The organism is Paenibacillus sp. A14 (genome assembly GCF_036864815.1).
Taxonomy (GTDB): Bacteria; Bacillota; Bacilli; order Paenibacillales; family Paenibacillaceae; genus Fontibacillus; species Fontibacillus sanfengchensis.
In genome coordinates this window covers 1-14,401 of the sequence record NZ_JBAGJD010000001.1, presented here as the reverse complement: position 1 = coordinate 14,401, position 14,401 = coordinate 1, and the positions used below count along the sequence as shown (strand labels likewise).

The 14,401-nt window shown below is 50.5% G+C and carries 19 protein-coding genes and 1 rRNA gene; 14 read left to right on the top strand and 6 right to left on the bottom strand.

All coding sequences use genetic code 11. From position 1 onward, the window contains the following. Positions 1 to 122: 122 nt before the first annotated feature. Entirely contained in the window at positions 123 to 701 is a 579-nt protein-coding gene (locus tag V4U88_RS00100) for a TraR/DksA C4-type zinc finger protein (RefSeq protein WP_334071181.1), read from the bottom strand. Positions 702 to 839: 138 nt separating this feature from the next. On the opposite strand from V4U88_RS00100, the gene V4U88_RS00095 reads away from it, so the two are divergent. Then, entirely contained in the window at positions 840 to 1,457 is a 618-nt protein-coding gene (locus tag V4U88_RS00095) for an MFS transporter (protein ID WP_334071180.1), read from the top strand. 65 nt (positions 1,458 to 1,522) lie between these two features. Further along, complete coding sequence (locus V4U88_RS00090) at positions 1,523 to 1,723, top strand: hypothetical protein (RefSeq protein ID WP_334071179.1); 201 nt, start codon at positions 1,523 to 1,525, stop codon at positions 1,721 to 1,723. A gap of 62 nt (positions 1,724 to 1,785) precedes the next feature. Here the strand turns inward: V4U88_RS00090 and V4U88_RS00085 are convergent, their stop codons facing one another. Together V4U88_RS00085 and V4U88_RS00080 are read right to left on the bottom strand one after the other, a co-directional pair. Beyond that, positions 1,786 to 3,018, bottom strand: a complete 1,233-nt coding sequence (locus V4U88_RS00085) for an aminopeptidase (protein ID WP_334071178.1) — start codon at positions 3,016 to 3,018, stop codon at positions 1,786 to 1,788. A gap of 68 nt (positions 3,019 to 3,086) precedes the next feature. Next, the gene (locus tag V4U88_RS00080; RefSeq protein WP_334071177.1) at positions 3,087 to 4,442 is read right to left on the bottom strand and encodes a TrkH family potassium uptake protein; all 1,356 of its coding nucleotides are present in this window, start codon (positions 4,440 to 4,442) and stop codon (positions 3,087 to 3,089) included. 159 nt (positions 4,443 to 4,601) lie between these two features. Between V4U88_RS00080 and V4U88_RS00075 the strand changes: the two genes are divergently transcribed. The 3 genes from V4U88_RS00075 to V4U88_RS00065 all read left to right on the top strand — a co-directional run bounded on the left by V4U88_RS00075 (position 4,602) and on the right by V4U88_RS00065 (position 6,591). Then, entirely contained in the window at positions 4,602 to 4,868 is a 267-nt protein-coding gene (locus V4U88_RS00075) for a hypothetical protein (protein WP_334071176.1), read from the top strand. Positions 4,869 to 4,925: 57 nt separating this feature from the next. After that, entirely contained in the window at positions 4,926 to 6,005 is a 1,080-nt protein-coding gene (locus V4U88_RS00070) for an AI-2E family transporter (RefSeq protein ID WP_334071175.1), read from the top strand. 118 nt (positions 6,006 to 6,123) lie between these two features. Continuing rightward, the gene (locus tag V4U88_RS00065) at positions 6,124 to 6,591 is read left to right on the top strand and encodes a hypothetical protein (RefSeq protein ID WP_334071174.1); all 468 of its coding nucleotides are present in this window, start codon (positions 6,124 to 6,126) and stop codon (positions 6,589 to 6,591) included. A gap of 167 nt (positions 6,592 to 6,758) precedes the next feature. Here V4U88_RS00065 and trxA read toward each other — a convergent pair whose 3' ends face one another. After that, complete coding sequence (gene trxA, locus V4U88_RS00060) at positions 6,759 to 7,079, bottom strand: thioredoxin (protein WP_334071173.1); 321 nt, start codon at positions 7,077 to 7,079, stop codon at positions 6,759 to 6,761. Next, on the bottom strand, positions 7,076 to 7,453 hold the full coding sequence (locus V4U88_RS00055; RefSeq protein WP_334071172.1) for a MerR family transcriptional regulator: 378 nt from the start codon (positions 7,451 to 7,453) through the stop codon (positions 7,076 to 7,078). The genes trxA and V4U88_RS00055 overlap by 4 nt, the downstream gene beginning before the upstream one ends. A gap of 179 nt (positions 7,454 to 7,632) precedes the next feature. On the opposite strand from V4U88_RS00055, the gene V4U88_RS00050 reads away from it, so the two are divergent. The 8 genes from V4U88_RS00050 (at position 7,633) to V4U88_RS00015 (ending at position 13,004) form a co-directional block, all read left to right on the top strand. Beyond that, entirely contained in the window at positions 7,633 to 8,160 is a 528-nt protein-coding gene (locus tag V4U88_RS00050) for a GNAT family N-acetyltransferase (protein ID WP_334071171.1), read from the top strand. Beyond that, a complete protein-coding gene (locus V4U88_RS00045; RefSeq protein ID WP_334071170.1) occupies positions 8,153 to 8,656 on the top strand; it encodes a hypothetical protein in 504 nt (167 codons plus the stop codon). The genes V4U88_RS00050 and V4U88_RS00045 overlap by 8 nt, the downstream gene beginning before the upstream one ends. Positions 8,657 to 8,712: 56 nt before the next feature. Then, positions 8,713 to 9,492: a TIGR00266 family protein gene (locus V4U88_RS00040; RefSeq protein WP_334071169.1), complete on the top strand. Its 780-nt coding sequence runs from the start codon at positions 8,713 to 8,715 to the stop codon at positions 9,490 to 9,492. Between the two features lie 170 nt (positions 9,493 to 9,662). Beyond that, positions 9,663 to 10,535 carry a VOC family protein gene (locus V4U88_RS00035; protein ID WP_334071168.1) on the top strand — a complete coding sequence of 291 codons (873 nt, stop codon included), beginning with the start codon at positions 9,663 to 9,665 and terminating at the stop codon, positions 10,533 to 10,535. Positions 10,536 to 10,624: 89 nt separating this feature from the next. Continuing rightward, positions 10,625 to 11,179, top strand: a complete 555-nt coding sequence (locus V4U88_RS00030; RefSeq protein WP_334071167.1) for a GNAT family N-acetyltransferase — start codon at positions 10,625 to 10,627, stop codon at positions 11,177 to 11,179. A 136-nt stretch (positions 11,180 to 11,315) separates the two neighbouring features. After that, positions 11,316 to 11,954 (top strand): hypothetical protein, encoded by a 639-nt coding sequence (locus V4U88_RS00025; protein ID WP_334071166.1) that lies wholly within the window; start codon positions 11,316 to 11,318, stop codon positions 11,952 to 11,954. A 163-nt stretch (positions 11,955 to 12,117) separates the two neighbouring features. Next, the gene (locus V4U88_RS00020; RefSeq protein WP_334071165.1) at positions 12,118 to 12,876 is read left to right on the top strand and encodes a hypothetical protein; all 759 of its coding nucleotides are present in this window, start codon (positions 12,118 to 12,120) and stop codon (positions 12,874 to 12,876) included. Continuing rightward, the gene (locus V4U88_RS00015; protein ID WP_334071164.1) at positions 12,858 to 13,004 is read left to right on the top strand and encodes a hypothetical protein; all 147 of its coding nucleotides are present in this window, start codon (positions 12,858 to 12,860) and stop codon (positions 13,002 to 13,004) included. The genes V4U88_RS00020 and V4U88_RS00015 overlap by 19 nt, the downstream gene beginning before the upstream one ends. Before the next feature lie 44 nt (positions 13,005 to 13,048). On the opposite strand, the gene V4U88_RS00010 is transcribed toward V4U88_RS00015, so the two are convergent. Beyond that, complete coding sequence (locus V4U88_RS00010; RefSeq protein WP_334071163.1) at positions 13,049 to 13,567, bottom strand: DUF3231 family protein; 519 nt, start codon at positions 13,565 to 13,567, stop codon at positions 13,049 to 13,051. A gap of 514 nt (positions 13,568 to 14,081) precedes the next feature. Here V4U88_RS00010 and V4U88_RS00005 point away from each other — a divergent pair. Beyond that, positions 14,082 to 14,401, top strand: a 16S ribosomal RNA gene (locus tag V4U88_RS00005); the annotation flags it as partial.

The following is a 14,401-nucleotide window of genomic DNA, read 5'->3' as shown; positions in this document are numbered from 1 at the left end:
TACTATAACCCACAGGGAAAAGGAATGTTTTACCATGGCAAATACAACGAAAGGCATCTTTCCAGATAGGAAAAATGCCTTTCTATTAGGTATTTTCACCGATGGTTATCAGGTCTTTAGACTCAATCCCCATCCGTTGACAGAGAGTTGTAGTCGGTGGCGTTCCGCTTGGCCGCCATAGCCGGTGAATCGGAATTCCCGTATTCTTCAAGGGAGCGCCACGCGCCTGCGTCATCGAACGTCCCGGCATCGCGCTGACGGTGTTCGCCCGCGCCTTTCGGTGGCGTGGTCATCACGTCTTCTTCAACCGGCCTGTGATTGGAAATGTTCCGCTCCGGCGTATGCTCAACACAAAAGGAAGTGTACGGGAGAATTTCCAGCCGCTCATACGGAATTTCCCGATGGCAGACCTCGCAGGATCCGTAGGTGTGATCCTCGATTTTATCCAGAGCGCGGTCGATCTCGTCCAAGCGGCTTCTTAAATTCCCGTCGACCGCCAAGTCGCGGCTTCTTTCGAAGGTTTCCGTCCCTACATCGGCAGGGTGGTTATCGTAAGAGGACAGCTCGCCGGTCGAAACGCGCAACGATTCATCCGAGACGGACTCCTCATTTCCTTTATCGAAATGATGCTCCAAGTCCCGTTTTTCCCGGACCAGAATATCTTTCAACGTCTGCAGTTGTTCTTTCGTGAGATGGTTCATGATGTTTCCCTCCTTCTAAAGTATCGCCTGGATTTTCCGCCTATCCTTGCTTTACCCTTTTAGATTGGAGGGTGACGCAAGACCGGCAATACCTTACAATAGAGGTTAGGTTCGGCTATTACATTTGAGGAGAGATAGATGAAGCGATTGTTGTGGATGGGATGCTTAGCCTACCTGCTGATAGGATTGGCTCATGTGGTGGTGGGGTCGATTATGCCCAACCTGCTGGAACATTACGGGAGTTTTGTCAATTTCCTGCCGTCCCTGATGATCGAGAAAACGGGAACGGACAAGGCCACAGCGGCTTTAAGCGTCACGGTATTCTGGATCGCGATGACGGCGGGGCGGTTGTTCGCCGGGGTGATTGCGGAGAAAATATCGTATAGCCGATATGTCATCATGTGCTGCCTCGGTAGTTTCCTGATGATCTCCGTGTTTGCTCTCGTTCATGGCCTCACGGTCTTAATGGTGTTCATTGTGCTTTTGGGACTGTTTATGTCGGGACTCTTTTCCATCGCTCTGGTGTTTGCCAATAAGCTGCTGCCCGGTGCGGAAGAAATGACCCCAAGTCTGCTGATCGCTTCCGGCGGGGTAGGAGGAGCCTTCCTGCCGCTCTGGATGGGGAAAAGCATGGACTGGGGCGGAGCGGGGGCGTCTTCCTGGTCGCTTTCCGCTTTTGTGGCTGCGCTGGTTCTGTTCAGTATCGCGGCGATGGTGGTCAAAAGGATGAGGACCGTTACGGGAAGCGAAGGCTAAACATATTTGGAATCATTATTGAAGGATAGGATAAGGGCTATGCCCGCGAAAGGGAGGACGCAACCATGTGGCTGTACGTGTTGATTATTGTGCTGGTTGCCGCTGCGGCGGCAGGGACGTTAATGATTGGGAATTCCAAAGAAAATCGAACCGGCAATCCCGACTACGATCAACGGACCAAGAAAAATCTCGCGAAGCTCACCTTGATTTATGGCGGCTCCATCTTGGTAATTGCGTTGCTGCTGGCTGTTATACTGGACTTCTAGTCTTGATGGAGAACATGAAAAAAAGAAGAACCCGCCGGAATCCTTCCGGTGGGTTCTTGACATTAAAAAGCCCAATTTCCTTTAGCAAAGATCGGTTCTTCCTTGCCGTCTTCCGTAACGCCGTAAATATCCATTTCGGCGGAGCCAACCATGAAATCCTCATGGGCGAAGCTGGCGTTCAGGCCGCTTTGCGCAAGTTCTTCGCGCGTCATCGATTTTCCCCCATCGAGGTTGAAGGCATAAGCGTTGCCGATTGCCAAATGATTCGATGCATTCTCGTCAAACAGTGTATTGTAGAAAAGGATGCCGGATTGGGAAATCGGCGAACCGTGGGGCACGAGCGCCACTTCCCCTAAATAATGGGAACCTTCATCCAATTCAATCAACTGCTTCAGGTTTGCTTCGCCGACTTCCGCCGAGAAGTCGACGATTCTTCCGTTCTCGAACGTCAGTTTGAAACGGTCGATAATGTTTCCGTTGTAACTGAGCGGCTTCGTGCTTGAGACGGTACCGTTGACGCCGGTTTTGAGCGGTGCGGTGAATACTTCTTCAGTAGGCAGATTGGCCAGGAACGTCTTCCCCTGCGCATTGATGCTTTCCGCGGCGACCCAGAGATGGCCTTTCGGCAGTTCAATCGTCAGATCGGTGCCGGGAGCGATATAATGAAGCTTCTTGTATCTCTTGGCGTTGAGGTAATCGGACTTTTGGGTAAGGCCATCGATATGCTCCCGCCAAGCGGCAATCGGGTCCGGCTGATCCAACCGAACGGTCTTGAAGATCGCTTCCCAAAGCGCGGGAATTTGCTCGTTAGCCGGCAGTTCGGGGAACACCTTTGCCGCCCAGGCTCGGGAAGGAACGGCGACGATCGACCAGCTGAATTTGTCGGACATTTGCAATTCGCGATACTTGCTCATCGCCTTACCGTAGGTTTTATGATGGTTGGTGATCCGCTGCGGATCCACGCCGTTCAGCAAATCGGGATCGGAGGAGATGACGTGCAGGACAGCTGCTCCGTTTTCCACATATTCCAGCATCTCTCCGGCATACCACTTCGGTTCATCCAGGAAAGACTCATTCGCGGCCTTCTCATAACGCAAGCGGGTGACGGTATCGTCGCTCCAGTTCACTTTGACAAACCGGGCTCCGGCTTCATAGGCTTGCTTCACGATGAGGCGGACCAGTTCCGCCGAATCCACCGTGGCGTTAACAATCAAATTTTGGCCCGGCTGAACGTTCGCCCCGATCTTAACGGCGAGTTCGGCGTATTTTTGCAGCTTATTATGAAAATCAGACATGTTCGCTCCTCCATATTCTAAAAAATGGTTGTTCCTACATCATACTACGATTACGGCTGACGTTCCAATTAACCGATGGTTATTTTTCCCTCGGGGTGCTTGTACAGCTCTTTCTCTTTATTGGGGGCCAAAGCGTAGGCCAGTGTAACCGGGCCAACCCGGCCGAGAAACATGACAGCGCACAGGATGGCTTTGCTTAAGTCCGTTAGCCGTGGCGTCAAATCGAGGCTCAGGCCTGCCGTAGCGAACGCCGAGGTCGTTTCGAACAGCAGTGGAAGGAACTCCCGATCCTCAAGAGTCGAGAGCACCATCGCCACGAAGATGACGAGAAACAAGGCCAGCCAGGTCTGCGTGATCGCGCGCATAATGGACACTTTGGACAAACGGCGGCGGAAAAAGACGATGTCCTCCCGTCCCCGGATCATGGAATACATAGCTCCCAGTAGAATGGCGAACACCGTTACTTTTATTCCGCCGCCGGTGGAGCCCGGGGCGGCGCCGATAAACATGAGCAGAATGAACAGGAACTGCGTGGAGTTCTGCATATCCGCCATACTTAAGGTGCTGACGCCCCCCGATCTGGAACTGATGGAATGGAAGAAGGAACTTATGATTTTGTCCCCCCAGCTCAGCGGTTTCAGTGTTGCCGGGTTGCTTGCTTCCAGTGCGAGTATGAGCACGGCTCCGACAACAATGAGAATTCCCGACATTGTCAGCACCACTTTGGTATGTAGGGACAACTTTCTTGTTTTGGGATAATGCAGCAGATCTGAAATCACAATAAACCCGATCCCGCCCAGAATGATCAGGATCATCACCACCACATTGACGAACGGATCGCCGGCATACTCGGCCAATCCGCTGAATTTGCCGTGAATCGATCCGAACAGGTCGAATCCGCCATTGTTAAAGATGGAAATACTATGGAAAATGCCGAAATAAACCGCCTGATGCCAAGGCATGTCCTGCGCCCAGCGCCCAGCGAGCAGCAGGGCGCCCGCCCCCTCGATGACCGCGGCGTAGACGATGACCCGGCGGATCAAGATAAGCAGTCCCTCCATGGAATTATGATTCATAGCTTCCTGGAGGACCAGCCGGTCCCGCAGAGAGATGCGCCGGTTAAAGGCCAGAGCGATCAAGGTACCGATCGCCATGAATCCCAACCCGCCGATTTGGGTAAGGGATAGAATAACAATTTCTCCGAACAGGGAGAAATGCGTTCCCGTATCCACTACGGCCAGCCCGGTCACGCAGGTGGCCGATGTCGCCGTAAACAGCGCGTCGATCACCCGCATAGGCGTTCCGTCGGCGGAAGCGGGAGCAAGCGACAAAAGGAAGGTTCCCAAAATAATGATGATGCCGAATCCAAATGCGAGGAATTTTGCCGGCGTCAGCGCTTGAATCGAGTTTTTCTTGTTGGACAACACTTGTTCACCTCAGACTGGTTCTTGCTATTGACCAAAAAAATGATACGATATTGCAATAGGATAGCTTGATTACAGGGGCAATATCCCCATTATAGGGAAAACGCAAATGAGAAGGAAGCACAAAAGAAATGACGGACTAAAGGAGAGTACTTCCCAATGAAGTTTACGATTATGGATGCCGGCATGCACAAAGACGAAGAGGGAGCATTTGTAGGCAGCACTGTTTTTGAAGTCGAAGGGCATAAAGCCGCTTACGAGATCACTTTTTACAGCAAGAAGGGAAAGGAATGGGATTACAGTCTGAACTACGCCAAGGAATCGGGGATCGAAGCCCAGCTATTAAGCGTCGATGCGAAGCTTGAGGAGGATGACGACTGGTTTGACGAGCTTCTGGAGGCCGCCGAATCCAAGCTGGCCGAGTAGGCCTTCAAGCGCACCGGATACTCTAACGCTCGCCCTAACAAGGAGGGAATGCCCTTGATGGAAAAACCTTTTTACAGAAGGTGCCTGGGAGCGATCATGCTCTTAACCATCATCTATTTGATTCACAAGGTTCATTTTATATTTAATCCGTTGGTTACTTTAGTCCAGATTCTGATCGTGCCTTTAACGATCTCCGGATTTCTGTACTATTTGCTTCGACCGATCGTACAATATCTGGAATCGCGGAAAATGAACCGGATGCTGTCGATTCTGTTCATTTATCTGCTATTTGCCGGTGTTGTGACGATATTTCTTATGGTAGTCTGGCCGCCATTGGAGAAGCAGATCACCGAGTTTATCAACAATGTGCCGAAACTCATCGACGGTTTGCAAAGCCAGATGAACGAAATTCGCAAGAATCGATATTTCTCCATGTTCGATAACCAGGATACCCAACTGATGGACAAAATCACCGAGTATGTCAACAAGGGAATCCAACAGGCCACCGGATACATATCGCATGTGTTTACGTTCCTTAACGACTTCTTTATTGTGGTCGGCACGGTGCCGATTATGCTGTACTACATGCTGAAGGAAGATGACCGGGTCACCCCTTCTCTGGTACGGATGGTGCCTAAACGCTATCGCCACGACGGGGAAACCGTCATCCATGATATCGACACGATGCTGAAAGGATTTATTGCCGGACGTATGATCAGTGCGGTCGTGTTGGCCATTATGTGCTTCATCGGCTTCTGGCTGATTGGACTGCCGTATCCGCTGCTCTTGGCCATTGTCGGCGCGTTGTTCAACTTCATTCCCTACTTCGGATCGCTCCTGGGAGCCATTCCATGCGTAATCGTCGCCTTCACGATTTCGCCCTCCATGGTGCTGTGGACGATCGTTATCGTGGTGATTGCCCAGCAAGTGGAAGGGAATTTGATCTCGCCTTACATCTACGGAAAGACCATAAATATTCATCCGCTAACGACGATTGTCCTGCTTTTGATTGCCGGAGACTTCGGGGGAATCCTGGGGATGATTTTGGCCATACCGGTTTACATGATGGTTAAGATCATCGTTGTGCGCGTATATCAGATCTTTTTGTCGGACAAAGTCGAAGAGTTGAATACCTGATTCAAATGTTTTCCATAGACCTATAAATGGTGATGAAAATCATATCGACGGCCCAGTCCCATGCGAGATGATTAACCTAATGAAAGGGTGATCATAAACTCTCGGGGGATGATAACACATGGCAGTAACCGCCAAAAACGGGAAGTATTTTTATGCTTGGAGCAAGATACTCCCGGATGGATCCTTTTACCTGCCGGATCAAGCCCTGCAGGAATATCACATTCGCATGGATTCAAACGTCATTCTCATGTCGGGTCGAAATACCGCCAAAGGTTTCAGCGTGGTTTGCAAGGAACTGATCGACAATTCACCCCTGGCGAAAATCTTTGCGAGCTTGCCGCAACTGCGGAATTTTTCCATTCCTGAAGGGCGGACGATATGCTTCAAAGAACGGTTATTCTGCTGGACTTATCTGGGTCGTGATCAATATATCCGGCTGCCGCTTGAAACCTGGGACCAATTCGGCGTAACGCCCGGGGAGAAGCTGCTCAGTTTAAGAGCTACGCACTTGGCGTTCAACAATCTGGCGGACGGACCTTACATCGAACTGGCCAAGCAGGTTCGGGGTATGCCCGTTTACGAATGAACAGGGAAATGACATGCCTGAAGAAAGACCTGGCGCTTTCGCATTTTGCGAAGGTGCCTTTTTATATGCTGTTCAATGGAAATCAGCAGGGTTATCGCCACCGGTCATCTGGTTAACCTAACAGAAAAGCTCCGGTTATTCATTTGATACCGGAGCTGACCCTAGCTTTAGTTGTATTTTTCGATCAGACGATCATAAGCTTCCCGCGGCCGGAGCCCCACCAGCTTCTCCACCGGCTCGCCGTTATGGAACAGGATTACGGTCGGCATCGACATAATCCCATACCGGGAGGCGAGTTCAATAGCTTCGTCGCAGTTGACTTTGACCAGGTTGAGACTGCCATTATAGTCTGCGTGGAGCTGTTCCAGGATCGGCCCCAATACTTTGCAGGGCGGGCACCAAGGGGCATCGAAGTCGACCAGCGTAATTCCTTCCGGACGGACTTGCTCCTCAAACTCGGACGGGGTAACAACTCTTTGTATACTCATAAATTCATTCCTCCTTTTAGTTTCGGGTTTTCCTCCAGCAAAAAGGCGATGCGCTCCTGCAGGTTGGATTTGATGGACTGGAGCAAGGTGATTTGGGAGTCAATCTCCTCCAATTTGCTGCGATAAATCGGCAGGATCTGCTCGCAAAAAGCCTCCTTGCTAGTCATAACGCAATTGAGAAAACCGGAGATCTGTTCCGTTGAAAGGCCCAGTTGTAAATAAAACTGAATCGTCCGGACCTGCTCCACAGTCATGGCGGAGTAATCGCGGTATCCGTTATCCAGCCGTTTGGAGGCGATTAACCCTTGTTGTTCGTAGTAACGGAGAGAGCGGATGCTAGCTCCGGTTAGTTTGGATAGTTCGCCAATCTTCACGTTGTATGCTCACCTGCCTTTTTGTTTCGGAGTGGCCCGTAAGGACATTATAAACCCTGACATTAGTGTCAGGGTCAATCTATTTTTCAGCGGCTTAGGTTCCGTGTATAATGTAATGAGCGAGTACTGACATGTAGTTATAGTTGTGCGACTTGCCGGCGATTTGGAGGAGGAACAGAATGGATTCGATGGCTTTGGTTCTGGAAGGTTCCCGTTTACGGATCAGACCGACCCGTGCGGAAGCGGAACTGGATTTTGTCATGACGCTGGAGCATGTCGAGGAGAACCGCAGTTTTATAAGTCTCTGGGAACGACAGCAGCATGAGACGTTCCGAAGCGATCCGGATCATCTGCATATGGTGATTGAGACGCGGGAGACGAACGAACTCGTCGGCTATTTACTATTAAAGGGCGTTATTCTAGCGGAAGGCTGCGTGGATATCACCCGGCTGGTGATCGCCAGCAAGGGCAACGGGTATGGACGGGAAGCGCTTCGGCTGGTAAAAAGATGGGCTTTTGACGAAGCTGGCGCTCACCGGCTTCAACTGGACGTGAAGAGTAAAAATTTGAGGGCGCAGGCCCTGTACGAGTCGGAAGGCTTCGTGCAGGAAGGAGTGCTTCGCGAATGTCTCCGGGACGAAAGCGAAAGCGGGTATGAATCTCTCTATCTGATGTCCATCTTGGAAAAGGAGTACAGGGATGTTTGATCCAACCGTCTTTGATAATTTAAAGGTCGTTCTGGAAGGTTCGGTCTACGATTTGGATATGCGCGGTGAATTGAAAGTGATCGGCCGCAACGACCGGATTGAGTTGACGGCGATGTCTCGTTACTATGCCATTCAGTTCTCGCTGCCGGACAAGCCCGAAGTTTGGGCGGAGTTAAGGCTATGGGCGGATACGGAGGACTTGGCGGGGGAGATCCTGGAGCTTGACACCGTAACCCTCGGTTGCCAAATGCAGCCCGTTTTTTATAAACGCCTCAAGAAACCGGAGGTGGAATGCCCCCAAATTGAAGCGCTGACGACGGAAATCTGGGGAAATCATATCCATCAAATGCAGCGGATTATTACGGTTTACGGCGAAGCGGAGAAAATGCCGCTGGACGAGATTATGATTTATTTCAACCGCAGGTTCGGTGAAGAGGTCCTGGCGGACTTGCCGCAAATGCTGGAGCATATGCTATTGATGTTGGAGAAGCTGTAAGCGGCTTTTTTACATAATGAATACGGTTTACTCATTCTTAGGAGGAGGCGTTCAAATTGAATGCACATGAAATCGATTACCGGATTATGGGCGAGGAAATGCAGTGCGTGGAGATTCAGCTTGATCAAGGCGAGAGTGTAGTCGCTGAAGCGGGCAGCTTCATGATGATGGACCAGGATATCCGGATGGAGACGATTTTCGGGGACGGGAGCAATCAGGGCGGCGGCCTGATGGGCAAGTTAATGGGAGCCGGCAAACGGTTGATTACGGGCGAAGGCCTGTTTATGACCGTCTTCTCGAACGCGGGCCATCATCGACAAAGTGTAACTTTCGCCTCACCTTATCCCGGCAAGATCATCCCGATGGATTTGCAGGTGCTCGGCGGAAAAATTATCTGCCAAAAGGATTCCTTTCTCTGTGCGGCAAAAGGGGTTTCCGTGGGCATCGAGTTTCAGCGCCGTCTGGGTGCGGGCTTTTTTGGCGGAGAAGGGTTTATCATGCAGAAGATCGAAGGGGACGGTCTGGCCTTTGTGCATTCGGGCGGGCTTGTGATTGAGCGCGATCTGGCCCCCGGCGAGATTCTCCGGCTGGATACCGGCTGCCTGGTGGCAATGACCGCTTCGGTGGAATACGACATCGAATTCGTCAAAGGCGTTAAAACCGCCGTTTTCGGAGGCGAAGGCCTGTTCTTTGCTACGCTGCGCGGTCCGGGCAGAGTCTGGGTACAATCCCTGCCGTTCAGCCGGATGGCGGACCGTGTTCTTTCGGCAGCCCGATTCGGCGGCAAGGATGAAGGCGGTCTGCTGGGCGGACTCGGTAACCTGTTCGAGCGTTAAAATCTAAAACTCTGATTAAAATGCCCTGTAATGGGCATTTTTTTTATATCGATAATCGGAAAGCTTTAAAGAGAAGCGTTGACGGGAACGCTTATTGTAACTATAATTGTTACATCTACTGTAACTTACTTTATTTCAATAACTTATTTTAAGAAAGGTTGGTCATGTTTATGGAAGCACAACTTCACCCGGATACGGGACTCGGACCGGTTTCCCTCAAAATCACGAATTTGGAGCAATCGCTGCAATTTTATCGGGAGGCGGTAGGTTTTCACCTTTTGAGCCGGGATGAAGCCTCAGCCACAGCCGTCCTGACGGCGGATGGAAAAAATCCACTGCTGATTCTGGAGGCCGATCCAAATTTCCGCAGGCTGCCGGAGCGATCGGTATCCGGGTTGTATCATTTTGCGGTGCTTGTCCCGGATCGCCGATCTCTGGGATCGGTTCTGCGAAACTTGGCGCGCCATCAGGTTCCGGTCGGCCAAGGCGATCACCTGGTCAGCGAGGCGCTGTATTTGAACGATCCGGACGGGAACGGCATTGAAATTTATTCCGATCGCCCGCGCGAGACCTGGCAAAGAAATGAACGGGGCGAGTATGTCATGACTACGGACCCGGTGGATGTCGACGGGCTGTTATCCGCCTCCGAAGGGGCAATTTGGGAGGGGTTGCCGGACAAAACAAAAATCGGGCACGTTCATTTTCATGTAGGCAACTTGCCAACCGCCAAGCATTTTTACTGCGATATTCTCGGCTTTGAGATTACGGCGCATTATGGCAGCTCCGCATTGTTTGTTTCCGCCGGCGGCTATCATCACCATATCGGCTTGAACCTTTGGGCCGGGGCGGGGGCTCCTGCCGCGCCGGAAGACGCCGTAGGCATCCGTTATTTTACCATCATGGTCCCTAGCACCCAGGAGCTCGACGCGGTGGAGCGGCGTCTGGCCGCCGGGGGGATTTCTCTTGAACGCCTATCCGGAGAAATGGTTATGAAGGACCCGTTCGGGATCGGCATCCGCTTGAAGGTTTCCGATCACGAATAAATCGAAAAAAAATGCGCTTTCCACTTTCTCCGCCGCGTCCTTTCGCCTATAATAAGGAATACGAATTCCGTAGGAAAGGACCGAATGCCATGCAGCTGTTCCCGCAATTGGAGACGGAAAGGTTTGTGTTGCGCAAGCTGACTTCCGAGGATGCCCGCGATTTGTTCCATTATTTTTCCAATGATGAAGTCACTAAATATTACGACTTGGACAGCTTTGTAGAGCTTCGGCAGGCCGAGGATTTGATTCAATCCTGGAACCGCCGTTTCACTGAGAAGAGAGGATTCCGCTGGGCCATTACCGAGAAACCGAACAACAAGGTCATCGGTACGATCGGCTTTCATAATTGGTCCAAAGAGCATTTCAAAGCCGAGATCGGCTATGAGCTGAACCCCACCTATTGGGGTAAGGGCGTGATGACCGAGGTGCTGCAGGAGACCCTGCGTTTCGGCTTCGAGGATCTCTGGCTGAATCGGATCGAGGCCTTTATCGACCCGGATAACATCCGTTCCAGATACCTGTTGGAAAAGACGGGTTTTCATGAAGAAGGCTACTTGAAACAATGCTTTTATGAGAAAAATCAGTTCGCCGACGCTGTCATATTTGCACTTCTTAAGCAGCAATACGAAGCAAATAGGGCTTGAGGTCTGTCCAGCGATAATGCGCCCGGGAAACCGGGCGTTTTAATTTGTCGGCAGCCTGTATACTTTTTTCCTTATTGACACGTTTTATCAGGGGGTGGTTAAATATGGAATGTTGGATTCAGAGAGGAGAAAAAGGATGAAGAAATCGCGAAAAATTGGGAGTTGGAGCCTGATTTTGCTCCTGGCCGGAGGTCTGGTGCTTTCAGGCTGTTCCGGCAATTCCGAAGGAGCGAAAGGCGAAAGAGCACCGGAAACCAAAGCGGTGACTCAAGAAAAACCGGTTACCGCGGATATAGAGAAGTTCACCGAACTTATGCAGCGCCATTTTGACAAGGGGCTGAAATATCGGGGGAAAGATACGGCCGAATATCTTTCCGCCGAGATGCTGACCTATTACGCCGATGCTCCGGAAGGGATGGAAGCGGCCATTTATAAGGTCAATGTTAAAACCGGCACAGTAGTGGACGGGGTTAGCGGGATGCCGCTTTATAATCTGCTTCTTGATGCGGATTCCATTCCTAATTTGAAGGACATGAGCGGCGAAGAAGCTAACCGGACCTTGGAGAACATGATCCTTCCCATATTGAAGGAAAAAGGGTATGAATATAAAGGGAAAATGGCTGAGGTGTTCTCAGGCTTTATAGGGGATGGCTTTATAGAATTGGAAATCCCCGGTGCTGCCGAAGATACGGGAACTACTCTTAAGGTGCAGGTGGAGCCTTATACGAAAGAACTCAAGGCCGCCTCCGAGGCGGTGACAGCGGATGAAGCATGACCGCCGAGGATGAGGGCGGGGATGATTCTTCCGGCGCGGAAGAGCCGCCCATTTGGCAAGCCTAAGTGACTGGAAGGAGCGCGGGTTCCAGCGGGATGCGAAGCAGTCCTTCGATTTGGAAACGGCTTTCTGGGGAAAGGTTCACTTTACATCCGGTTATTAGATGAAGGGGGACGAAAAGAAACCGGTCTTTCTGTTTACGGATGACCAGGAACGGATCGTTTATACTCTGTCTGACTCCACACCGGAAGATTTGCGGTTCCAAGGCATTCTTGCGATCGGCTTCAAAGACATGAATGGGGATGACATGAAGGATATTCTGATTATTAACGAGTACACAGAATTGAACAAAAATAGCGGACCAAAGTCTACGGCTCGAGCGGCCGTTTATTTTTCCCAAGAAAAATCCTACACTGTGCTGCCCTGGTATAATGACGTGCTGAGCGACTCGGTCAAGAACCTGACGATTGCCAATTTGGAGAAAAAAGGAACGGAGATTCTCAAACGGATTCAGTCCTCAAATTATCCACTTATTATATGTACACCTCAGCTTCAGCAATCCGGGGGCTGGGATTACGCGTCTCCTTCGGACTCGGTGATCCTTTTTCTGAATGAAGGAACACTTTTTCGGAAAGTTACATTGCTTATGCTATTGCCGAACGTTTGGGAGAGGCGAGAAGTTCGGGGTTGGCATCCAGGGGTTGGCATCCAGGGGTTGGCATCCAATAGAGAGTTGGCAAGTCAAGTGAAGCAGTATGAACAGCTTGTCAGAGCGATCACGAATGATCTTGCCACCTATTATTATATCGGGACGGGCGGCGGCATGATTCGGAAAATCATTAATGCCGGTACGGAACTGGCAAAAATGGGAAGATGGAGGATGGCAGCACAGACGCCCTTGAATTGTCAACCGAAGATATGAAGGAACTGAAGAAGATCGAGAAGACGCTGCCAAAGAACATGGAGCAATTTATAAAGCTGGCTTCCAAGGATCCGAACGCCGCCGCGCTTATCGACCAAATTAAAGAGAACCTGGATTATGAAAATTAGAGTGAATAAACGAGAGAATCCCGCCTGTGGCGGGATCTTTTTTGTTACTCCACATCCTCATCGGATCTTTTGAAGTGCAGCGGAGGAAGGACGAGCCAACCTTTGTCTTTGTTCAACCGGAGTATGCGAAGGCTGAACGCCGTTTTTGTCGTGTGATACTTCGCAAACAATGCGCCGATGTCTTCGCGAAAGGACATCCCCATCATTTTGCTGCAGGCGGCAAGGCCTAGAACGGAATCGGCCGCGATTTTGGCACCGATCTCCGGATCGGAGAATCGAGCTCCTGGAGGAATGTCTTCCCAGGAGACCGCCGGTCTTTCCGGAAATCCGGGGGCCGGTAAAATCCCATGCTCCGTCAGCAGAGCGTCGCACTCTTTGGATTCAAGCTTGGCTTGATCCAGCAAATCTTTCAGCACTTCTTTCAGATCTTTATCTCCGGCATGATTTAAGTACGCCTGGTAGCATGAAATCGTACCTTTAGCCATCATAGAGGTTTCCCAAATACCGATAACCTCGCCGTAGTGCATCGGTTGATCTTTGGGATTCCCGCTCAAAATACCCATATTAAGTGTCTCCTTTATTCTTGTTGGATTACCATACGAGTTTATTATTTACCGAGGGGACATATTTGATGCTTAAGTATTTATCGTGCCATGGATCGGGTAAGGGCGGATGTCGTAAAGTGAGAGCTCAGCCGTATCGAGCATACATTTAACAAACTTGTGGATTAATTTACATTTGGCTTTCCTCCAACCTACGTGTTATATTATAAATCCAGTCAGGAATTGACCGGGGAATAAGGCGATGGAAGAAATTACACCTTGTTATTTGATCCTGAGCGTGTTATATTATTATTCCTGCCGCTTCGACGGCATGGTGGCAAGCGAAATGGTAAGAATTAGTTCTTGCAATCTAGCTTGCTGATATGATAAGATATAAAAGTTGCCGCTGATGAGGCGATGACGAAAGAAACGAAGTTGATCTTTGAAAACTGAACAACGAGTGAGTATTAAAATGAGAATTAGTTTTCTCGTCAGATTCAAAATGAGCTATCAGCTTATTCAATAAGTTTCAACTTTATTGGAGAGTTTGATCCTGGCTCAGGACGAACGCTGGCGGCGTGCCTAATACATGCAAGTCGAGCGGACTAATGGATTCCTTCGGGAGTCCATTGGTTAGCGGCGGACGGGTGAGTAACACGTAGGCAACCTGCCCGTAAGACTGGGATAACTACCGGAAACGGTAGCTAATACCGGATAATTTATCTTGCCGCATGGTGGGATAATGAAAGGCGGAGCAATCTGTCACTTACGGATGGGCCTGCGGCGCATTAGCTAGTTGGTGGGGTAACGGCTCACCAAGGCGACGATGCGTAGCCGACCTGAGAGGGTGAACGG